The 23,785-nt window shown below is 47.7% G+C and carries 14 protein-coding genes; 6 read left to right on the top strand and 8 right to left on the bottom strand.

The genetic code is table 11. The features are described from left to right. The 8 genes from FSB75_RS10730 to FSB75_RS10695 form a co-directional block, all read right to left on the bottom strand. Complete coding sequence (locus FSB75_RS10730; RefSeq protein ID WP_146786870.1) at positions 1-1,926, bottom strand: sialate O-acetylesterase; 1,926 nt, start codon at positions 1,924-1,926, stop codon at positions 1-3. Positions 1,927-1,954: 28 nt separating this feature from the next. Continuing rightward, positions 1,955-3,307 carry a putative oxidoreductase C-terminal domain-containing protein gene (locus FSB75_RS10725; protein ID WP_146786867.1) on the bottom strand — a complete coding sequence of 451 codons (1,353 nt, stop codon included), beginning with the start codon at positions 3,305-3,307 and terminating at the stop codon, positions 1,955-1,957. Between the two features lie 82 nt (positions 3,308-3,389). Then, positions 3,390-4,844, bottom strand: a complete 1,455-nt coding sequence (locus tag FSB75_RS10720) for a Gfo/Idh/MocA family protein (RefSeq protein ID WP_146786864.1) — start codon at positions 4,842-4,844, stop codon at positions 3,390-3,392. 18 nt (positions 4,845-4,862) lie between these two features. Then, complete coding sequence (locus FSB75_RS10715) at positions 4,863-6,038, bottom strand: Gfo/Idh/MocA family protein (protein WP_146786860.1); 1,176 nt, start codon at positions 6,036-6,038, stop codon at positions 4,863-4,865. A gap of 54 nt (positions 6,039-6,092) precedes the next feature. Next, on the bottom strand, positions 6,093-8,675 hold the full coding sequence (locus tag FSB75_RS10710) for a glycosyl hydrolase 115 family protein (RefSeq protein ID WP_146786857.1): 2,583 nt from the start codon (positions 8,673-8,675) through the stop codon (positions 6,093-6,095). 30 nt (positions 8,676-8,705) lie between these two features. Then, the gene (locus FSB75_RS10705) at positions 8,706-9,455 is read right to left on the bottom strand and encodes an SDR family NAD(P)-dependent oxidoreductase (protein ID WP_146786854.1); all 750 of its coding nucleotides are present in this window, start codon (positions 9,453-9,455) and stop codon (positions 8,706-8,708) included. 220 nt (positions 9,456-9,675) lie between these two features. Further along, positions 9,676-11,805 (bottom strand): alpha-glucuronidase family glycosyl hydrolase, encoded by a 2,130-nt coding sequence (locus tag FSB75_RS10700; RefSeq protein ID WP_146786851.1) that lies wholly within the window; start codon positions 11,803-11,805, stop codon positions 9,676-9,678. Positions 11,806-11,825: 20 nt separating this feature from the next. Beyond that, positions 11,826-12,857, bottom strand: coding sequence for a LacI family DNA-binding transcriptional regulator (locus FSB75_RS10695; RefSeq protein ID WP_146786848.1), 1,032 nt, complete (start codon positions 12,855-12,857; stop codon positions 11,826-11,828). Positions 12,858-13,268: 411 nt separating this feature from the next. On the opposite strand from FSB75_RS10695, the gene FSB75_RS10690 reads away from it, so the two are divergent. The 6 genes from FSB75_RS10690 to FSB75_RS10670 all read left to right on the top strand — a co-directional run bounded on the left by FSB75_RS10690 (position 13,269) and on the right by FSB75_RS10670 (position 23,646). Beyond that, positions 13,269-16,388 (top strand): SusC/RagA family TonB-linked outer membrane protein, encoded by a 3,120-nt coding sequence (locus FSB75_RS10690; protein WP_146786845.1) that lies wholly within the window; start codon positions 13,269-13,271, stop codon positions 16,386-16,388. Between the two features lie 12 nt (positions 16,389-16,400). Further along, positions 16,401-18,389, top strand: a complete 1,989-nt coding sequence (locus FSB75_RS10685; RefSeq protein WP_146786841.1) for a RagB/SusD family nutrient uptake outer membrane protein — start codon at positions 16,401-16,403, stop codon at positions 18,387-18,389. 200 nt (positions 18,390-18,589) lie between these two features. Then, positions 18,590-18,733, top strand: coding sequence for a hypothetical protein (locus tag FSB75_RS21810; protein ID WP_172623118.1), 144 nt, complete (start codon positions 18,590-18,592; stop codon positions 18,731-18,733). A gap of 123 nt (positions 18,734-18,856) precedes the next feature. Next, positions 18,857-20,365: a xylulokinase gene (locus FSB75_RS10680; RefSeq protein ID WP_146786838.1), complete on the top strand. Its 1,509-nt coding sequence runs from the start codon at positions 18,857-18,859 to the stop codon at positions 20,363-20,365. Between the two features lie 17 nt (positions 20,366-20,382). Continuing rightward, positions 20,383-21,711 carry a xylose isomerase gene (gene xylA / locus FSB75_RS10675; protein WP_146786835.1) on the top strand — a complete coding sequence of 443 codons (1,329 nt, stop codon included), beginning with the start codon at positions 20,383-20,385 and terminating at the stop codon, positions 21,709-21,711. 138 nt (positions 21,712-21,849) lie between these two features. Further along, positions 21,850-23,646 (top strand): sodium:solute symporter family transporter, encoded by a 1,797-nt coding sequence (locus tag FSB75_RS10670; protein ID WP_146786832.1) that lies wholly within the window; start codon positions 21,850-21,852, stop codon positions 23,644-23,646. Positions 23,647-23,785: the final 139 nt, after the last annotated feature.

Below are 23,785 nucleotides of genomic sequence, written 5' to 3'. Positions count from 1 at the left end.
TCATTTGTCGGTTCTAAACGGCGAAGCGGGCAAGCCATCTTTGTTGTACAGGTTTGGATTGACAGGATCATCGGCCCAGGCATAACGCACATACATTGGGTTTTGCACATCGTCACTCCAAACAACAATTTTGTCGTCTTCGATTTTTGTTTTTGCCCACACAAATTTTTTATCAGTACCGGCAATGGCAAACTCCGCCGGCGCTTCATCATCGTTTGTTGTTAGACCACTTCCAACGTTGTTGAACGTAACAATGATTTTATTTCCGTCAACTTGTGACGAGCCATAAAGTGGGCCGGAAGCAACAACGTTTTTGTCGCCGTAGGCAAGTTTTTCTGCGGCTACTGCCAACCGATCACCGACGTCTTTTTTTCTGTCGGGATGAATGTCGTTCCATTCGCCCAAATCAATGGCCACAGCCATCGCAGTATTCGGAACAGATAGTGATTTTGTTTGCGCTTCGCGAAACGCGGCCCATTGGCTTTCTGTTGGCAGGTAATTGTATTCCATAAAGCCGGGCAATTGCACAAACAAAAACGGAGCAGTTGCTTCACCCCATTTGGCCCGCCAATCGGTGATCATAGCGGGTTGCAACCTTGCGTATTCATCGGCGCGGCCCGTATTTGATTCGCCTTGATACCAAACAAAACCTTTCGCAGCATAATTGATCAACGGTGCAATCATCGTGTTGTACAAAGCCGTTGGCTGGTTCTGCGCGGCAATGCCTCCACCCCCGCCGCCAAAGCCACGCAGCGGAACATTTACCTGTCCTACTTTGTATTGCCAATATCCTTTTAAATCAACCGTGTCATTGTTGGCAATTAATTGATAAGGTTTGTCGGGAACAAAACCGCCTTTTCCAAAGTTGTTCGTCACGCGAATAACGAAAAGATTTTTACCGGGCTTCAACGTTCCGACAGGAATTTGATAACGCCGTTGCGGATACATGTACGTTGTAGCACCAACTTGCCTGCCGTTGATGTACAAAACATCGGCATCAACGATTCTTCCTAAAAAAACTTTCGCCGGAACGTTTGTCATCGAAGCCGGAACGTCAATCTCCCTGCGATACCAAACCACGCCGTCCAAATCCTTAATGCCCTGATCTTCCCAATAACCGGGAATGTTGATATTGCGCCAGCCTTTCGAAACGTACGATGGATTGAACCATGCCTCGGTGAGCCCTTTGTCTTGGGGACGCGGCGCTCTTGGTCCTGAAAAACCTCTTCGATTAAGGCCGTTGATGTAAGCCGTGTCTTTATTTTTTTGAGCAGTACTCAAAATAGTTGGAAAGTCTTTCAGTGCCTCCTCGCTCATCATGGATTCAATAGGTACGCCGCCCCAACTCGCGTTGATAATGCCGATGGGAACGTGATATTTTTCGTAAAGCTTCTTTGCGAAGAAGTAAGCCACGGCAGAAAAATCCAGGACGTCTGTTGGATTAGCGGCTTTCCAGGCCCCAAACGGAACGTCGTTCTGCGGTGCTTGCATGTTGGTAACGTTTGGAACCCAAAACTGTCTTATTTCAGGATAATTCGCTTTCGCAATTTCGTCAGCATAACGCACGGCGTGTAACGCCATCTGGTGCACCATATTTGATTGTCCGGCGCAAAACCACACGTCGCCAATCAACACGTCTTTCAGAACAAGGTGATTGCTGGCGTCGATGTTCAGCGTATAAGGACCGCCAGCTTTCATGGGTGGCAATTGAACGAGCCATTTACCATCACTGTCCGTTGTTGTTTTTGCTGTTTTGCCGTTCAATTTGACGGTTACTTTTTCACCGGGTGCACCCCAACCCCAAATCTTCAACTTGGCCTCACGCTGCAATATCATGCTGTCGCGAAGAATGTGCGGCAGCCGCACTTGAGCGTGGAGAATGGATGCAAGAAAAAGAAAAGCAAGGATGAGGGTTACTCTTGTCATTTGCATGGGTTAAGGGTATTTCGAAATCTTATGGCTTGGCTTTCATCGCCATTGATAATGCTTTTGTAGTCGTGTAATATTTTGCCAGCATGTTGGGCACTTCCCATCCGGGCATGTTGTGATTCTTCAAAAAGCTCAAGAAATTTTGCGTAACGCGGGCAAAATGTTCTTCGTGGCCTTCTTTGTATTTGTCGGGAATAACGACTTGCCAACCATTCGCAACTTTCTTCAATTCAACGCCAGGATAGTTTGTTTGTAGCTTTTTGAAGGCTTCTTCAATATCGGCTTTGCGTGTGGTGGGAAAGGGTTGAATGAACAAGGTTGGTTTGTATCCTTCTTCTGCGCCCTGCTTGATGAACAGCGTTGTTTTTGTGCCGCGCATCATGGCCGTGTATTGGTCGCCACTGCCTTCGGGTGCGGCGTAGTTCCAAACTACGGATGTTTTTACAAACACGCCCCGAAGCCGATAATGAATTTCACCGTTGGAGTAAACGTTCAACAAAGTATCATTTGTAATTGCATTTTTTAAATAATCGGGAAAGGCATCTGTCTTCGTTAGTGTTTTGAATTGAGTTAATGATAAGGGAGTTGTCGAACGTCTGGCAGATAACAACTGAATGTCTTTTGTATAATCAATGGCTTGGTCGGGGAAGCATTCCCATTGCGCCAAGTCCACGATATGCGTCATCACATCGGCAATGCCATTCCCTTGCTGCGATACGTCGAAAAACCATTGCGGCCGCGTTAACACTGAACTCGAAACGTATTTATAGAAGTAGTGAACGCTTTCTTTTACAACGGCCGGATCGGCCGCAGTGCCGTTTTGCAGTGTGCCGAAGAGATCGGGCATCATCGCTAACTCACGCATCAAAACAGAAGTGATCTCAAAGCGTTCGGTCATGATGTCGTAGAGCAATAAGCCCTTTTTATCGGCTACGGCAAATGCCTGCTTTAATTGTTCGAAGCCTTTTTCATCAATGGCCATCGGTTTATCCGCTAACACGTTAAAGCCACCTTGCAAGGATTTTAAAATGTATTCGGCTTTCTTTTGGTTGTTGCCGCTTAGTACAACCACGTTTCCTTTTTTTTCGGCCAACATCTTTTCAAAAAAGTTGTCGCCTGTGTAAATGACTTCTTTCCACTTCGTTGGCGATTCGCTTCGTGAATTGTATGCTTTGATGCGATCAAGATGCGCTTGCAGATCGGGGCCTGCAGGTGCGTATACGTGCACGGTTGGGTCAACATCGGCATACATGCTTTTTTGCACAAGCGCCGCATGAAAATGTCCCGGGTCGAGTGTGATTAATCGCACGGGCTTTTGTGCGAACGAATGCGTAAGTGATAGCACGATGGATAGAATGATGATGATTTGTTTCTTCATTGCTCAATAAACTTGTTGCAGTACAAGTGTGCGACGCAACCGCTGCTCAATAGATGTACTGGCTTCTGGTTCATAAAATTTTTTACGCGTTGAAATCATATTGTTTCCGGCGTGGACGCGACAACATTGCCGTCGCTTCTTTATCGCCGTTCTTGAACGCTTCTTTTTCCGGGTCCCAATAAATCTTGCGTTTCAACTTCATAGCAATATGATGCAGCAAACACGCACTGCACGAACGATGGCCGATTTCAATGGGCGCAACGGGTTGCTTGCGCGACTTCACGCAGTCCAGCCAGTTGATGTGTTGCTCGGGGCTTTCGTACAAATGAATTTCATTCGCACCAATGATGGATTGCAAAATCTTTGGATTGCTTGCATCTATCGGCTTCACGCCGTCTTTGTCGGCAACGGGATCGCTATCGGTGATTCGGTAGGCACCACGTGTTACCCAAATCCAACCGTCACTGCCGATGAATTTTATTCCGTTTGGCAACTCGTTGGAAACGATCATGTGCACGCCGTTCGCATACAAAGCTTCGGTGCGAAAGATGCCGTGCACATTCCACAAACCTTTGTACGAAGGATCATCAGTTGGAAAAGCAGCATGTCCCCAAATCTCAATCGGGCCACTGTATTCCGTGCCCATGGCCCAATGCGCCGTATCGATGTGATGCGCACCCCAGCCGGTGATCATGCCTGCGCCAAATTGTTCACAACGCAACCAACCCGGCCGGCTGCCAATGCCTTTCGGCGATGTGTCCAATGAATGCACTCTGTCTTCCGTGTAATAAACTTCAGGCGTTGCGCCCAACCACGCGTCGTAATGGAAGTAGGAGGGGACGTCCATGCGTTGCGGATTGCCGCCACCGGGATCGCCGGGCAACCCCACTTCAATGGTTTGCAATTTTCCAATGCGACCGTTACGCACCAGTTCGCAAGTTCGCTTGAACTGTGGCCAGGGATCAATTGATTTTTGTTGCGACCCCATTTGCAAAATGCGGCCGGTCTTCTTCACTGCGTTGCTTAAAATTCTTCCTTCTTCGATGGTAAGTGATGCAGGCTTTTGCAGGTACACGTCTTTGCCCGCGGTCACGGCATGAACGGCAACAATAGCATGTTGATGATCGGGTGTGCTGATGTGCACCGCGTCAATGTCTTTGTTTTGCAGGAGCTCTTTGTAATCGTAATAAACCTTGATGTCCCAATCGCCGGTCAAGCCGCCGTTTTCTTTTGTTGCTTTTTTGTAATTATCCCGAACCGCTTGCGGTCCTGCGTCGGCTCGCCTTCTATCCAAATCACAAACGGCCATGATGCGTGCGCCGGCATAACGTGCAATACCCGTCATGTCGTGACTGGTAGAGATGCGACCACAACCGATAGACGCGACGTTGATGCGGTTACTCGGTGCGTTCTTGCCAAAAACAGAAGCCGGAACAATCGTAGGAAAGTTTAGCGCAAGCGCTGTTCCCAACGATGCTTTTGTTGTACTGCTTAAAAAGTCTCGGCGGTTGATGTTGCCTTTTTCCTCTTTTTTCATAATAAATGTTTTAGAGGATTACGCTTTTTTATAATTGAGTTTCTGCGCAGCTTTTTGTGCTTTGAGTGCCAACTCTGTTGCATAGAAACAGTGCTTCTGCGTCATAGCAGTTTCGGTGCGGTTGATGATGTCGTCAACCAACAACCGGCCGTAAGGCAACTCTACGTTGTTGCAGTTCATGTACTGTGTTTCCTTGTTGTTCACCAGGTACAAGTGGTTAGCGCCTTCGTGTACCGCGATATCTGTGTTCTTGCGCACTTCAATGTAACCTTCGGTTCCGAGTATCGTTAGTCGTCCATCGCCCCAAGTGTTCAATCCATCGGGTGTAAACCAATCCACTCGAATGTATCCTGCGCCGCCGTTGCCGCGCAGCATCACGTCACCAAAATCTTCAAAAGCCGGGTATTTCGGATGCGCCACGTTGCCTACCTGTGATGCGAGAATGTCGGCTTGATCAGAGCCGGTGAAAAAGAGAAACTGATCGAATTGATGCGAGCCGATATCGGTAAGAATGCCGCCAAAGTTTTTCTTGTCGAAGAACCACGCCGGACGAGTGGTTAAACTGATGCGGTGCGGCGCCATGATCACGGTTTGAATGACTTTGCCGATAGCGCCTGCCTTTACCAAATCGCCGGCTTTGGTGGTGGCTTTGTTTTCAAACCGTTCGCTGTACATAATGCTGTAAATGCGGCCGGTTTGTTTTTGTACGCGGCGCACTTCTTCCAGTTGTTCCAAGGTAATGATGCCGGGTTTGTCCACCATGTAATCTTTGCCGTGTTGCATGGCCCTGATGCCAATGCCTGCACGGTCAATCGGAATCGCCGAACTCAAGATGAGTTGTATGGTTTTGTCATTCAGAATTTCGTCTTCACTTTTTGCCAGTTTCACCTGCGGATATCGTTTGGTAAACACTGCCACCAAATCCTGCTCTTTTGCATAAAGCGATACCAATTGTCCGCCGCCTCTGATCACTGCTTCCACCTGCGAATAAATGTGCGCATGGTTGATGCCGATGACCGAGAATTTTATCCGTGGTTCATCCCAACGATGTTCCGCTGCTTTATCCGCATTTACTTCGCGAAACTTTTCGGAAGCAAATGCCTTTTCAGAAAATCCGGAAAGCAGGCTCATTCCTGCTGCGGTAGTGGCGGCATCTCTCAAAAAACGGCGCCGGTTAACGTTTGATCGGTTCATGGCGGTTTACAATTTTATGCGTGATGAAAAAACAGTTGCAAAGAGGTTGATTGTTTAGTTTTTCGTTTCCGGCGGACCCAGATAAGACGGTTTTAAACCGCCAAAGTCGAGCACCAGTTTTTGCAAAACGATGCCCGGTGAAATCATCCAGTATTTTATCGTGTGTTTGCCGGGTTTTAAAAGATGATGTTCTGATTTTTTTATGATAATGTTGTCGGCAACCCATTTGCTCCAAATAGGTGTGGCCTCTTCTTTGTTGAGCGAAAAGATTTGCGGCTTCTCGTCGTCAATGGAAACAGCGTATTGCAATCCGGTTGAATCGTTGTGAAAGTTGAGGGTGGGAGAGAAGTAAAGGTTGAGATTTGCTTTGCCTTTGTTAATGCAGTAGAAATCATATTCGATGTGCGGTCTGGAAGAACTTAATTGTGTTGATGCCGTCACTGGAAAGGTTGAGATACCCGAACCGTCTTTCCCGATGTCGGGAATAGCTTTCCATTTGATACTTGATGAGTTAATTGATTTTGTAAAATGTATGGCTTTGATTGAGACAACGTTATTTTCTTCCGTAAAAGATGCATTCTTTTTATTTTGTCGTTGAGCAATCTTGTCAATAGAATTTCTCAATATTTTGGAAATAGAGTCAATCATCCATTGCGCTCGTTGCGTTTTGTGATCCAAACTCGATTCAGGAAACGTTACCACAGTTGGCATCTTGTTCACGGGCGGTTGTTGCCAGTACGTGTAACCAATGTGCGTCTGATCCATCATGTGGTTCCATTTGCCGTTGGCAATTTGATTGTATGCTACGGAAAGCAATGAATCCGTTTCGTACAATTGCGTCACCCGGTTGGCGTAATCGTTTGCCGAGGCCGCGTTATGTTCTGCCTTCAAATGATTAAGGGCCACGTCTAAATACATCTTGTGCAAATTGTCAAAAGCCTTCACAGGATGCAGAACCAATTCAAAGAATGCGTCTTTGTATTCTGGCGAAAGCTGCTTGTTAACGCCCTCTGCTCTTTGCTCCAGTTCATCCCATTCTTTTACCACTCTTTCCCATTCATCATAATCAACCAAACTGTACGTTTTCTCGTCCAACAACTCCGGCTTTCTCCGTGCTGCATATTGCGAATACTTGCGAAGGATTTCGCCAATCTCTTTTGCGTGTGCAGCGCCGAATTGCTCGCTGGCCCATTGCGTATAGTAATTGTGCAGGTTGTCTTCGTTCCATTTTTTTGTGTCCCACGCATAGTCCAAAAAAAAAGAAATCGGAAACTCCATCGGCTTTAAATCGCCCACGTTCACAATCCAAACCTGGTTCACGCCGTACTCTTTTGCCAGGTGCATTTGCTCCCACACGCGGGCAATGTTGTTCGTGTTGATCCACTTGTAGTTCCGTGGGCCGCCCACGTAATCAAAATGATAATAAATGCCGTAACCGCCGCTGCGTTTTGGCTCGTTCAGCTTCGGCAGCTTGCGAAGGTTGCCCCAGTTGTCGTCACAGAGCAGCAGCGTTACATCATCCGGTACACGCATGCCTTTGTCGTAATAGTCTTGCACTTCTTTGTACAAGGCCCACATTTGCGGCGTTTGTGATGCAGGCTTGTGCGTAACGTCTTCAATAATCTTTCGTTGGTCGGCCACAATTTTTTCCAACAATCCAATCGCTGTTCCTTGGGTCATTGGCATGTCGCCATCGCCGCGCATACCAACGGTAACAATGCTTTCGTGCTTGCCCATGTTTTGGATGCCCCTTTTCCAGAAGGCCCGCAGCGTTGAATCATTCTTTGTATAATCCCACGGTCCTTTGCCGTAGCGCTTCCATTCCTGTTGCGCACGCAGCATCGGCTCGTGGTGCGACGTACCCATCACAATGCCCCATTTGTCGGCAAGAACTGAATTCAACGTATCGTCGTCGTTAAACGCATTGCCCCACATGGCCGGCCACAAATAATTTGCTTTCAGACGAAGTAAGAGCTCGAATATTTTTTCGTAAACGAGATGATTAACGCCGCCGAACTTTTCTTTTGTCCAGCCGGAGAAAGCCGGTGCTTCGTCGTTGATGAAAATGCCGCGATATTTCACCGAAGGAGAACCAAAATTGTAAATACCCGGTTTGATGAAAACGCTTTGCTTTTTCTTCACCGGCACATCGGCCCACCACCACCACGGCGATACACCGATTTGCTTCGAAAGTTCTAACACGCCGTAAGCCGTACCTCGTTTGTCGCTGCCGACAATTACCAACGCCTTGTCAATACCCGCAAAAGGTTTGTCTATTGTTTGCAACCGAAACGCTTCCCATTTGCCTTGCAGATTTTTTACATCGAGTTCCTTTGCGGCAATTAATTTTTGAATGAAGACTGAGTGAAGGCTTCCAACAATAACAACATTTTTTGATGAAGAAAGATTGTCAACAATCACCGGCTTTTTGCCCGTGACTTTTTCAATGTCTGTTTGCAAAAGTTGTGCGGCTTTGTTCACCAGCCAATCATCGTTTTTGTCAACCAAAATCGTCGACGTGCCAGAACCGTCGGACAAAACAAAACTGCCCGGCGCACTCGTTGCCGAAACAAAACTTTGCGCAAACGTTCGTTGAAGAAATGCCAACAATATCAGCAAGCAAGCAATCTTTTTCATCGTCGTCTTTTAATCTTTTCAACTCACCGTTCAGAAACCAATGGAGTTGCCGCCGTCCACCGGCAGCACCACGCCGGTTACGTATTTCGAGGCATCGGTAGCAAGGTAATAAGCGGCTTCGCCAACATCTTCGGGCTGACCCATTTTGCCCATGGGCGTACGCGAAAAAACTTTGGCCTTTCGTTCGGGATCGCTGTTGAGGGCTGTGGCCGTCATGTCGCTGTAAATAAAGCCCGGCGCAATGGCGTTGGTGCGAATGCCAAAGGGCGACAATTCCACCGCCATCGCTCTTGTCATGCCGTCAATCGCTGTTTTGCTTGCGCTGTACGCAATCACTTTTGGCAGGCCGTATTGCGCCGCCATTGAACTGATGTTGATGATACTTCCGCTGCCCGCTTCCTTCATGTGCTTTACTGCTTCGCGACTGATGGCAAACACCGAACACACATTGGTGTGAAGGATGCGCAGAAATTCTTCATCCGTTACTTCGGTAAATTCTTTTTTCAAGTTGATGCCGGCGTTGTTCACCAGGATGTCAATCTTGCCAAAACGCTCGACAACGTCTTGCACCAATTTTGGGATAGCAGGCAAATCGCTTAAATCACATTGAATCGTTTCGCACAACTCGCCCAACTGTTCTTTTGCTGTTTTCAGCTTTTGTTCGTCCCGCCCAACGATAACGGTAATGATGCCGTTCTCCGTAAATTTTTTTGCAATGGCCAGTCCCAGTCCCGAACCACCGCCGGTAACAATCGCTACTTTGTTTTGTTCTGTATTCATTTTAAACACGAATTTTTTTTCACGTATAGAATCACTGTTCGATTTGTGCTTTGTTTTTATGGGCCAGAAGTCAGAACATCCATTTGGCTTCCGTTGCGTCGCACTCTTGTGCATTCGGTAAGTCTATCCGGCAATTTTCTGAAACATGATTTGAGGAGATTAAACGATTCACAGGATCATTTCTACAAAATCTTTTCATCTACGCAAATCGTGGCTCAGACTAATTACCCGGCGCGAACGGAAACTTTAAACTTTTGTAGTAATCAAGGGTATGGCCGGGCTTTTCGTAGTTAATTGGCAAGGGCATTTTTGAAAACGTTCCAAAGTAAAGCAAGCACGCATCCCGCCACCATTCGGCGTCTTTTTCCTGGACGGTTAAAAACATTTGCACTTGCTTAAACCGTTCTTCGTCAACAAAGTTTTTCAGGCTACTCCATTGCTGTTGCATCCATCTTACCGTGTCCACGCCTTGCTGGTATTTTGCACAGAGTTCGTTCCATAAGTTTCTTCCCGAATTCATTTTGTGCTGCCAACTTACGTGATGAAACCACAGCAGAAACTTTTCGTCGCAAGTGTTCGAATCATTCCATTGTTTTTGCACTTCCGGTGCGTATTGCGCCAGCGCATTGCTGCCCGTTGCGGTGCGATTAAAGCCAATGCCAAAGCTGTCCGCACGGTGATAATAAACCGGGTTCCAGTCGGCTCTGCCCGCATTGCTCACCCACGGCGCCGGACCGTAATGATGGCCCGTGCCCATGATGTGCGCAAGGCCCAACGGCGTCATGTAATTTACTACGGCTTCGCGTGAAGCAAGCATCATGTTTTTAATTGTGCTCACAAGCTTTGCCTCGTTGCCGAAGGTTTGCCGTATCCATTCGTCGGCAATTTGCGCAGAAGAAAGATCGTGATTCCATGCAAGCCTTCCGAAAGCATACCAGTTGGCCTGACCAAATGGATGGTTCGTCCAGTTTCGTTCGTTGCCAATGTTGGCCACACCGGCCATGCCGGTAATAGAATAATTCTGCAAACTGCCATCAATCACTTTTGCCACGGTTGAACCTTTTCCACTCGCATACGTGTCTGCATCCAGCACTTCTTTAAACAACGGCGCTTCGTAAACAAGGTGTGTTCCTTGTCCGAAATACTCTTGTGTAATTTGGTATTCCATCATCAACGGCGTTTGCGGCATTGCACCAAACAAGGGCGAAAAAGGTTCGCGTGGTTGAAAATCGATGGGACCGTTCTTGACTTGCAGCAACACGTTTTTTCGAAACTTTCCATCAAGCGGTTTAAATTCATTATACGCTTGCTTGAAACGGTCTTCGGGTGTTTCGTTGCTGTACACGAACGCCCGCCACATGACGATGCCGCCGTGCGGCACCACCGCATCTGCCAACATATTCGCGCCGTCGGCGTGTGTTCGTCCGTAATTCTGCGGGCCGGGTTGTCCTTCGCTGTTGGCTTTTACCAAAAAGCCGCCAAAGTCGGGAATGAGTGCATAGATTTCATCGGCTTTGGCTTTCCACCACAGGCGCACCGAATCGTTCAACGGGTCGGCTGTTTTTAACCCACCCATTTCAATCGGTGCACTGAAACGGGCCGTGAGATAAACTTTCAAACCGTACGGACGAAACACATCGGCGAGTGCTTTTACTTTCTGCAAATAATCTTTCGTCAGAACCAATGCGTTTGCGTTTACGTTTGTGAGCACTGTTCCGTTGATGCCGATGGATGCGTTGGCTCTTGCGTAATCAATGTAGCGTTGGTCAATGTAGCCGGGCAGTTCGTGCCAGTTGAAGATAGAAAGACCTGCGTAGCCGCGTTCAACGTGGCGGTTCAAATTGTCCCAATGATTTAAAATGCGGTTTTGAATTTTTGGAACACTGGTGATGTTTAGATTTTGTATGCTTTGATGTGTTTGTAGCAAGCGAAGAAAATGAAACACGCCGTACAGGCAGCCAATGTCCGTATTGGCTGTTATGACAATGATGTTTTTTGTTTTGTCAATTGTAAGGATTGAAAACCCTTCTTTGCCTAATGGATTGTAGTCAGCGGTTGTCTTTCCGCCACTTTCTTTTGGCTTCAACAAAACAACGATTCTGTTGTTGATTGATTTCCCTCCGGTAATTTTTTTGTTCAGCAAACCTTCAAGACCGGTGAGCAATTCCTTTTTCGCAATGCTTAACGTAGGTGATGTGTTTTCGAAAGAAACAGAACCAATTTGACTTCTGTATTGTTGCAGCAATGCCGCGTCGTCAATCTTGTCGTAACGCAGCCAGAGCCGGTAGCCGTCCTCGGCTTTTAGTGCAATCGCTTGCATGAAGAAAAGAAAAAGTAAAAGCGGTTTCATACAGCAAGAACAAAAGAAGTTTAGCGGCCTTTTTTTAGCGACGACTTACGCACAATTAAATCCGAACGCACAATGATGGTATTGGTTTGTTGCAAGGTGCCGAGGCCTTTTAGGTGATTAATAAGATGGCGTGCCGCAATCTCACCAATGTCTTTACCCGGATAATTAATAGTGGTCAGTTGCGGCTCAATTAATTTGCCGATGGCGTCGTTGTTAAAACCCACTACGGCAATGTCTTTTGGTATTTTCACGCCGGCCTCTTTTAAGGTGCGCATGACCACGGCGGCCACAAAATCATTCGTAATAAAGAGACCATCGGGCCGCGGCTTCATTGCCAGTATCTTATCAGCCGATGCTACGGCTGCGGCTTCGCTTAAATCAGCCACAATGAGCAGCTTTTTGTCAAAAGGCAGCTCGTGGTCAAACAAGGCATCTTTGTATCCTTTAAAACGTTGCGAGTAAACGTTTCGCTGCAAGCTCGACGTGATGTGCGCAATGCGTTTGCAGCCCTGCTCAATCAGGTGGCTGGTGGCCTCGTAGCCGCACTTGGCGTTGTCAATGATGACAACCGTGTTGTGCCCGTCCTGCTCTACACGGTCAAAGAAAACCAATGGAACGTTTTTGCTTTTAAAGGGTGCAAAATGATCCAGGTTCGTAGTGTCAAACGACAACGAAGCGATCAGGCCATCTACGCGTTTGTGAAAAAGGTTTTTGGCATTGGCCGCTTCTTTTTTCATACTCTCCGACGAGTGTGCAATGATTAAATCATACCCGGCTTCCGTGGTTACTTTCTCAATGCCTGCTAATACCGAAGTAATGAAATTGGAGTTCAATTCGTGCACCATCACGCCGATGGTTTTTGTTTCCTGCTGGCGAAGGTTGCGGGCAAAATGATTGGTACGGTATCCGAGTTTGTCAACGGCTTCGATGATCTTCTTCTTCGTTTTCTTGCTGATGGCAGGGTGGTCTTGCAAGCCACGGCTCACGGTGGCGGGTGAGATGTTGAGCTTTTTGGCAATGTCGTAGATGGTGACTTCTTTATCGTTCGCCATACAATCGTTTACGTGTGATGAGTAAAGCTAAAGGATTGTCGCAAAAAAAAAAATTCTATGCAATCGGTTGCATGAATTGAAAATGTTTTTACATTAGTTGCCGGATTGCGCTTTCTCAACTTGCTTTTGTGAAATAAACTAACGAATCATGCTGCTAAATTTTCAAAACCCGCTGCCTTGCGCTGCTACAAGGTGCTCGTTGTTTTTACGGCCTGTTTTTCGGCCCTTTTTATTGCACTTTTTCCGCGTCACCAAAAATGAATTGGGAAGCAGCGGCTGAGAAGCCTTCGCCTTTCTGCCTTGCAAATAATTCCCGTCCATAGCTTCCATCTGCTTTCGCTTCTACCTCTTTCCGCCCCGTTGAAAGTTTTCTCTGTTGACCGTTTTATTTAAAGAGCTAAAAATTTATTTATGAAAATTTCGGTTACACAAAACCCTCCAAAACCGGCGCACCGATACACGCTGATTTTCGGAAACGTAAAAGCAACCGGTTTGCTTTTACTCTTCTCGTTATTCTTTGTTTTTACAGCGCTGGCACAGAGAACCATTACTGTGCGCGGCCGCATCGTTGACGAAAAGGCGCAGCCTGTCGTGGGTGCTTCTGTTGTCGTAAAAGGTACAACGACGGGAACCTCCACCAACGCCAACGGGGAATACCAGATCGTGGCTCCCGTTAACGGGACCTTGGAGGTTTCTTCTGTAGGCTATCCTACTAAAGAAATTTCAATTGCAAACCAAGCCAACCACAACGTCACGTTAACTGCTACGAGTACCGATCTGGAACAAGTGGTGGTAATTGGTTACGGCACCCAGAAAAAAGAAGCCGTTACGGGTTCTGTTGCTTCTATTGGGGGCGAGAAGCTGCGGGACGTACCCACGCCCAACATTTCGCAAGCCTTGCAAGGACGTATTGCAGGTGTTGACATTTCACAAACATCCACCCGGCCCGGTGCCACGATGCAAATCCGCATCCGCGGCGATCGTTCGCTAACGGGCAGCAACGATCCGCTGGTCGTTCTTGACGGTATACCCTTTATCGGGTCAATTGGCGACATCAATCCAAATGACATCAAGAGCGTGGACATCTTGAAGGATGCTTCGGCCACCGCCATTTACGGCTCCAGGGGAGCCAACGGTGTTATTTTAGTGACGACCAACAGGGGCCAGAGAGGACAAAAGCCCAGGATATCGTATAACGCATACACGGGTTTACAAACCCTGTTTGCCAAATACCCCATGATGAACGGGCCGGAGTTTGCGGCCTTGCGTAAAGCAGCAAACAACTTATATCCAAACAGCTTAGACGAGAGCGATAACATAAACACAGACTGGCAGGACCTGCTTTTCCGGAATGGTCTCGTCACAGACCATAGCGTTAGCATGGTAGGCGGCAGCCAGCAAGGCAGTTATACCTTCGGACTGGGATATTATCAGAACCAAGGCCTTATCCCGTCACAGAAATACACCCGTTACTCTATCAAGGGTTCCGTTGACCAACAGGTTGGTGATTATTTCCGCTTCGGCTTCACGTCAAACAGCAATTATAACCTGAGCGAGGGCAACCAGATAGGTTTATACGGTAATCTGAGTTCGTCTCCTTTAATTAACCTGTATAACCCGAACGGTGTATTGAAAACAACAGCGTTCTCGGGACCGGATCAGGCATACGTGCTTACAAAAGACAGGATCGATAGTTTGAATGATGCGGGCACTTGGCTAAACCAAACAAGAGGCTTTGCAACGTATAACTCCCTGTATGGTGAAGTAAGCGTTCCTTGGGTAAAAGGTTTGAAATACCGGTTGAACGTAGGTGGAGATTTTATTCAAAGCAACAACGGCGGTTTTACGGGTGCTGGCGTCGTGAATACCAATCCGACGGCAGTGTCGAGCGCCAGCATCAGCAATACGCAAACCTACCACTGGACGATTGAGAACATATTATCGTATGACCGTTCTTTTGGTAAGAGCAATATCAGCGTACTAGGCCTTTACTCCGCTGAGCAAACTAAGGTAAATGGCTCGTCTTTGTCCGCCACCGATATTCCAAATGAAGCGTTTCAATTTTATAACCTGGGATCAGCACTTGCCACGAACGTAACAGTTAACCAGGGAACCTATCAGCAGTCTGGTTTAATGTCGTACATGGGCCGTGTAATTTACTCGTATGACAACCGGTACTTCTTAACGGCTATCGTACGCTCCGATGCTTCATCAAGGCTCGCTCCGGGAAATAAATGGCATACCTATCCTGCTGCTTCCGTTGGTTGGAACGTAGCCAACGAATCATTCATGAAAGGTATCACGCCGCTTAATGCCCTGAAGTTGCGGGCAGGCTTCGGTCAAACTTCCAACCAGGCGGTGCCTGTTTATTCGACGCTCGGCGCCTTATCCCAGCGGCCGTACAATTTCGGTTCTAGTTATGCTATTGGTTATTATGTATCTCAATTACCCAATCCTGGCCTAAGCTGGGAGTATTCCAAAACGCTGAACCTGGGTATAGACTTTGGCCTGTTTCGTAACCGGCTGACAGGAACCATTGAATACTACATTACAAAAACGGAAGGCATTCTGCAAAGTGTTAGTTTACCGCCTACTTCGGGTGTAGGCAGTGTCGTACAGAACGTAGGAAAAACGCAAAACAAAGGAATCGAATTGAGTCTTAACGGAACGATTCTCAATAACGTGAACGGCTGGACATGGGAAGCTGGTTTCAACATCTATGCAAACCGGAACAAGTTGGTGGCCCTTGCGGACGGATCTCAACGGGATGAGGGTAATTCCTGGTTTGTAGGCCATAACATCAATTCCATTTTCGATTATAAAAAAATCGGCCTTTGGTCAACAGCCAAGGACAGTGCGGATAATTACATGAACATTTTAGAACCGGGTTATAAAGTAGGCATGATAAAAGTGTTGTACACCGGCGGGTACGATGCCAACGGAAAACCCTTGCGGGCCATCGGAACAGCCGACAGGCAAATTATTGACGTGGATCCTAATTTTGAAGGTGGCTTTAATACAAGAGTGGCTTACAAAGGATTTGACCTGAGTACAGTGGGTGTTTTCAAAAGCGGCGGCATTCTTATCAGTACCCTGTACAACTCGAACGGCTACCTCAACCTGGAAACAGGGCGCCGGAACAACGTGAAGATCGATTACTGGACGCCTGAGAATACCGACGCCAAATACCCAAGACCCGGCGTTAATATAAGCGGCGACAATCCAAGATACGGCACCACCTTGGGCTACTTCAGCGCCTCCTACCTAAAAATCCGCACCATCACACTCGGCTACGATTTCAATCATAGCCTGCTTAAAGGCTCAAATCTCAGGTTGCGGATGTACGCCACGGTGCAAAACCCTTTTGTACTGTTCTCTCCATACCACGACGAATCGGGCATGGATCCGGAAACCAATTCGTACGGCAACGAAAATCAGGCAGTAACTAGTTATCCGCGGCGCTTTCTGACAATCGGTACAAACACGCCGTCAACCCGTAACTATATCCTTGGCCTTAACCTGTCATTTTAAAACAGCACGAACATGAAACGCACACAAATAAAAACGATAGTGGCATCAGCCTTCCTCGCGATATTTTCAGGCGGATGCAAAAAGATTTTAGACGAACAGCCTCGCGCCACTTTTACACCCGATTACTTTCAAACCTCACAAGGAGTGCAGGGGGGTGTTACGTCTTTATATGCTCACCTACGCACCATATACGGACAGGGTTATTATTACAACACCTGCGAAACAGGCACCGATGAAGCAACGTATGCCCAAAGTGCAGACGAGAATTTTAAGGTGATGGACATTTCCGGGCAGGGAAATATAACCTCGAGTAACAGCCGTGCGGATGTGATATGGGGATCTTCTTATTCGGATATCAATACCGCCAGTGGCATTATCGAAAATGGCGGAAAACTGGGTGTGTCCAATGCACTGCTCGCCGAAGCCAAATTCTTCCGCGGATTTGACTACTTTCTACTGGTTCAAACCTTTGGTGGAGTGGCGCTGGACCTGGGTTCGGGAGAACTTAAATTTAATACGTCGGCTGTTAGAACGTCAAAGAGAAATACAGTACCTGAAGTTTATACAAAAGCCATCTTTCCTGATCTGACGGCAGCGGTTAATGATCTGCCGGACGCACCTCGTGTAGTTGGCGGTGTTACCAAAACGGTTGCCCGCTTGTTTTTAGCCAAAGCTTATCTGACTTACGGATGGTGGCTGGAAAACCCTAACAATATTCCTACCTATCCTGCTGTGGCTAACCGCACAGACCCTGCAGGAAAGAATCCCCAATATTATTATCAACAGGCTTACAATTTAGCAGTGGCGGGTATTACCAATGCCGGAACGAATTATGCCTTACAGCCGACTTACTATGATGTAAACCTGGCCACGAATGATCGTAACAAAGAAATCATGTTGTGGGCTGATCATACGGAAAATTCAACCTATACGGGTGGCAACATCTACGATGGAAACGGTCCTAACAGTCTCAATCAGGACAATTATGCGGTGTGGATGATGACCTTTAACTATACGAATATCAGAAGCAGCAGCTCACCCACAACATGGTCGGCCGTAAGTTCTGTACAGCGTGAAGCGGAACAACACCTCGGCCGTCCGTATATCCGGATGTGTCCCACAATCGGCGTTGTTAAAAATACGTTTGCCGACAAAACAAATGACTCCCGTTATGACGGCACGTTCACAACCGTTTACCGCGGTAACTGGCAAAAAGGTTCTGCTCCGGTTTCTACTTATAGTACTTTGTACAATTCCAATTTTTTACCGGTCACGCCGGGTAGTGCTATTCTAACTTTCTTGAATGACGAGCCAGTTCCGCCAATCACATACCCAAGCGGTGCAGGCAACAGTAATGTAGGGGCAGGAACATTGCCCGGACGAGCCGATTGGGTTGTATCGCCCAACGGTATTAGCAGGCTGGTATATCCTGGTCTTTGGAAGTTGGGTACATACCGTACCGACAACGGTACGGGATTGGGTTATCCGAATGCCGGCCTCACACGTCCTTTCAATATTGCCAAATTTTCGGAGTTATTCTTTATTGCTGCGGAAGCGGCTGTGAAAGGAGCAACGACAACCGCGGTAACAGGAACATACGCCAATGACGGAACGGCAAGAGGTTTAATCAATATAATTCGGGCACGGGCTGGAAAGTGGCGTTTTGACAACAACGGCAACGTTGCTAAGATTCAGGACAACAGTGCAGCAATGATTGCGGCAACACCGGCTACTGTTGATATAGATTATATTCTGGCAGAACGTTCACGGGAATATTTTGGCGAGGGATACCGCTGGTATGATTTGATACGTACACAAAGATGGACGGCCTTCGCTTCTACCTACCAAATTTGCGGCAGTACTGCGGGAGATCACACGCCGGTTACCGTAAGTCGCAGCATTGACAGCCATCATTATTTGCGCCCAATTCCGCAAGGGCAGATTGATGCGATGCAAGCAAGTGCCGATGAAAAAGCAGCCTATCAAAATCCTGGGTATTAATCATGTTCGTTTCTCACAATAGCAGCCAACAGGAAGGATGAAAATTCATCCTTCCTGTTTTCCAAAACAAATTTTCGGACAACTCATTTTATCACCATCACGAAAAGCATGAAGCGATACGGGGTTCGTTTTCTCGCCGTTATTTTCATTAGCATCATTGCGTTTTGAAAAAAAATGACTCGTCTGCGCCAATACCGGTTATGCCTGTGACGCCTCTGGCGGCTACCGCCACTGGCTTAAAAGGAGCCGCTACGGTACCGGTTGGTTTTGCCGTTGTTTCGAACCTGTTTTATAACAACGCGGCTTACATCAGTTTGTTGCAGGCATTCAAAGACGACAAATGATTGAACCGAAACGAAGCACGAGAGAGCGTTTATTCTTGTCCTCTCTTTCCTTGCTTAAAAATTTTTGTCATCGTTCTGCTTTGACCTTTGTAAAATTGGTCGGCAGACAACACAATTTGAAGCATGTTATTCTTGGGAATTGATTTGGGTACATCGTCGGTAAAGGTTTCCGTTGTTGACGGCGCAACCGGGCAATGCATTGCGTCGTCACACTACCCTGAAACGGAAGCCGACATTCTTGCGCCGCAAACCGGCTGGGCCGAACAAAGCCCGGAACTGTGGTGGGACTATGCTTGCCAGGCAATTTTAAAATGCAACGCAACAGGCACTTACAATCCGAAGGAGGTTAAAGCCATTGGCATTGCGTATCAAATGCACGGGCTTGTGTTGGTTGACAAAGACCAAAATGTTTTGCGCAATGCCATCATCTGGTGCGATGGCCGTGCGGTGGAAATCGGCAACAAAGCCTTTGACGCCATTGGCGAGGAAAAATGTTTATCACACTTGCTTAATTCACCCGGAAATTTTACCGCGTCAAAACTTGCGTGGGTAAAAGAACACGAACCGGAGATTTACAGCCACATCCATAAAATTTTATTACCCGGTGATTTCATTGCGATGAAACTGACCGGCGAAACAACAACAACGGTTTCGGCTTTGTCTGAAGGCATCTTTTGGGATTTTCAGCGGAACGATTTGTCGCAAGATGTGATGGATTATTTCGGCTTTAATGCGTTGCTCATTCCTACTCTTCAACCGCTGTTTTCTTCACACGGCAACCTAAAGGAAAGCGTAGCAGAACGCTTGTCCTTAACGCCCAATATTCCCGTTGCGTACAAAGCCGGCGACCAGCCAAACAACGCTTTTTCCCTGAATGTTTTAAATCCCGGCGAAGTGGCCGCCACTGCCGGAACATCCGGTGTTATTTACGGTGTGAGCGATGGTTTGAATTACGATAAACAATCCCGCATCAATTCGTTTGCACACGTTAATTATGAAAGCGGCAAAACGAGAACCGGCGTGTTGTTGTGCATCAACGGTTGCGGCATTTTTAACCGCTGGATGCGGGCCATGATCGGTGCAAATCATTCATACGAAAGCCTCAATACCGAAGCGCAAAAAATTGCGGCCGGCTCTAACGGTTTGTTCATGCTTCCCTTTGGCAACGGCGCCGAACGCATGTTGAACAACAAAACCGTTGGTGCGCATTTTCACAATCTCGACTTTAACGTGCACGGCACAGGACATCTCGTTCGCGCCGCACAGGAAGGCATTGCTTTTGCGTTTCGTTACGGCCTTGACATCATGCGGGAAAACGGCATGAACCCGACCATTATTCGTGCGGGCAAAGCCAATCTTTTTTTAAGCGGCGTGTTTGCACAATCCTTTGTTGATGCAACGGAAGTTTCGGTAGAACTTTACCAAACCGATGGCAGCATCGGTGCGGCTTTGGGTGCGGGTGTGGGCATTGGTTTCTATTCAAATCCTGAAGATGCCTTCGCAAGCCGCAAGCCGTTGAAAACGATTACGCCTTCTCGAAATTCGCCGCACCAATCGCTTTACGAAGACTGGAAAAGCCTGCTGGAAGCGCAAGTGAAAACAACCAGGGAAATTCATTCAATAAACGTGTAACCGATAAATCAATCATCATGGTAGCAGCAACAGAAACCAAACAGTACTTCAAGAATATTCCGCAGGTGAGATACGAGGGTGTTGAAAGCGACAATCCCTTTGCCTTTCGCTGGTACGACGAGAACAAAGTGGTGGCGGGCAAAACGCTGAAAGAACATTTCAAATTTGCCTGTGCTTACTGGCATTCGTTTAACGCGGCCGGCACCGATCCTTTCGGCGGCCCCACGCACATCTTTCCCTGGGATGCGTCCGGCGACCCGCTTGAAAGAGCGTACGCCAAAGCCGATGCGGCTTTTGAATTCATCACCAAAATGAGCTTGCCCTATTACTGCTTTCACGATGTAGACGTTGTGGATTATACCGACGACATCAACGACAACGATAAACGCCTGCAAGCCGTAACGGATTACTTAAAACAAAAACAAGCCGAAACCGGCGTAAAGCTCTTGTGGGGCACGGCCAACCTGTTTTCGCACAAGCGCTACATGAACGGCGCGTCCACCAACCCTGATTTTCACGTGCTCTCGCACGGTGCGGCGCAAGTAAAAGCGGCGCTGGATGCAACGATTGCCTTGGGCGGCGAGGCTTATGTTTTTTGGGGCGGGAGAGAAGGCTACATGACGCTTTTGAACACCGACATGAGGCGGGAGAAAGAACACTTCGCGAGGTTTCTTCACACCGCGAAAGACTACGCCCGAAAGCAAGGCTTCAAGGGCACTTTCTTCATTGAACCCAAGCCTGCCGAACCCAGCAAGCACCAATACGATTACGACGTGGAAACCGTGGTGGGCTTCCTTCGGCAGTATGATCTGCTTGGTGATTTCAAGATCAACATCGAAGTCAACCACGCAACCCTTGCCGGTCACACGTTTCAACACGAACTGCAAGCGGCGGCGGACAACGGTGTGTTGGGAAGTGTGGACGCGAACCGGGGCGATTACCAAAACGGTTGGGACACCGATCAATTCCCAAACAACCTGAACGAACTCACCGAAGCCATGCTGGTGTTTTTGGAAGCCGGTGGCCTGCAGGGCGGGGGCGTCAACTTCGACGCGAAAATCAGAAGAAATTCGACCGACGTGGAAGACTTGTTTTTTGCGCACATCGGCGGCATGGACACGTTTGCCAGAGCCTTGATTGCGGCGGATAAAATTCTTCAACATTCCGGGTACAAAAAATTCAGGCAGGAGCGCTACGCAAGCTTCGACAGCGGCAAGGGGAAAGAATTTGAAGGGGGTAAATTATCGCTGGAAGACCTGCGCCAATACGCCATCGAACAAGGTGAGCCCGAAATCAAAAGCGGCCGGCAAGAATGGTTGGAGAACATCATCAACTGGTATATCTAAACGATAACAAAAGGTGAAGCCGTTTTACAGCGGTCTTCACCTTTTAAAAAATAGGTTTGTCAGGAGCATAAAAGAGCATGACGGTGCGGCGCAAAACTTTAACCGCATCTGATTATATTCGTCACTTAAACAAGCTAAATGAACAGCCTCCAACCAATTGACTTCATTGTTTTCCTCGTTTACTTCGTCATTGTCGCTTCTTATGGTTACTGGGTTTACAACAAAAAGAAAAAGGCCGCCGTTACGGCATCGCACGATTACTTTTTAGCCGAAGGTTCGTTGACCTGGTGGGCCATCGGCGCTTCATTGATTGCCTCCAACATTTCTGCCGAACAATTCATCGGCATGTCGGGCAACGGTTATTTTGTGGGCATTTCGGTTGCGGCTTATGAATGGCTTGCGGCGCTGGCACTGATCATCATTGCCGTGTGGTTTATGCCGGTATATTTAAAGAACCGCATCTACACCATGCCGCAGTTCTTGAAGACACGCTACAACGAAACGGTGTCTTTAATTATGGCCATCTTCTGGCTCTTGTTGTACGTGTTTGTCAATCTTACTTCTATTCTCTATCTCGGTGCCATTGCCATCAGCGGTTTAATTGGTCCGGAATATTTACACACGGTAATGCTGGCACTTGCGGTGTTTGCGCTCATCATCACACTCGGCGGCATGAAGGTGATCGGTTACACCGACGTAATTCAAGTAGCGGTTCTCATCATCGGTGGTTTTGCCACCATCTATTTTGCCTTGACGATTGTGAGTGAAAAATTTGGTTTGGGCAGAGACGCGATTGCCGGTTTTAAAACGCTGATGCAACATTCGCCCGAGCATTTTAAAATGATTTTGCCCAAGCCCGATGCGGCCACCGTGAGTGCTGCAACCGGGGGCGACGTGGCGGCGCAAAACACCATTGATAAATACCTGATTCTCCCCGGCATCACCATGTATTTTGCCGGGCAATGGATTGTGAACCTAAACTACTGGGGTTGCAACCAATACATCACGCAACGGGCTTTGGGCGCCGATTTGCAAACGGCCCGCAAAGGCATTTTGTTTGCCGGTTTTTTAAAGCTCATGATGCCCATCATTGTGATGCTTCCGGGCATTGCGGCTTACGTGTTGCACACCAGCGGAAACCTTCCGGGCCTGCGGGGAATGGACGATGCGTACTCCGCCATTCTTGGCTTTTTACCATCGGGTTTGAAAGGCCTGGCCATTGCTGCATTGACAGCGGCTATTGTGGCTTCGCTTGCCGGTAAGTTGAACAGCATCGGCACCATCTTCACGCTGGACATTTACATGAAGTATTTCAAGAAGCATGACATACACGCCGCCAACACGGCAAGGGCCGTAGCGGCGGAAGCCGGCACGGCGCACGTAGAAAAAACGACGGACAGCGATGAGAAACAAATGGTGTGGACCGGAAGAATTGTTGCGCTTGTTGCCATTATTCTCGCCATTGTTTTCGAATGGAAAGATTTTTTAGGCATTGGCGGCAAAGGCGGTTTTACGTTTATTCAGGAATACACCGGCTTTATTTCTCCAGGCGTGTTTGCCATGTTCATTCTCGGCATGTTCTGGAAACGTACGACCGGTGCGGCGGCAGTGGCGGGCTTGTTAACCGGTTTGGCAATGTCCATCTTCTTCAAGCTTTATGCGGTGCCCCTGTTCGGTCACGAAACGCTTTTGTACACGGCCTTTCCAACCATTGAGGACGGAAAGCAGGTTTGGCGCATTCCTTTCCTCATCAACATGGGCTGGGCCTTTTTCTTTACCATGCTTGTGATGGTGAGCATTAGCCTTGCCGGACCAAGAGTGAATCCGAAAGCCTTTGTCCTCGACAGGCAGATGTTCAAGTTGAAACCATCGGTTGTTGCCATGATCGTAACGACGGTGCTAATCCTGACGGCGATTTACGCCAAGTTCTGGTAAGCTCATTTGAAATAGTTGCGTTCACAAAAGCTGCCCTTACCAAGCAGCTTTTGTTTTGTTTGCGATGAATGGATTGCGAACCGAATGAAAGCAAATGCCGTATAACCAAATTGAAAACGACACAACATCAGCATGTAAA

The sequence above is a fragment of the Flavisolibacter ginsenosidimutans genome (assembly GCF_007970805.1).
GTDB classification, from domain to species: domain Bacteria; phylum Bacteroidota; class Bacteroidia; order Chitinophagales; family Chitinophagaceae; genus Flavisolibacter; species Flavisolibacter ginsenosidimutans.
This window is presented reverse-complemented; position numbering and strand designations above follow the sequence as displayed.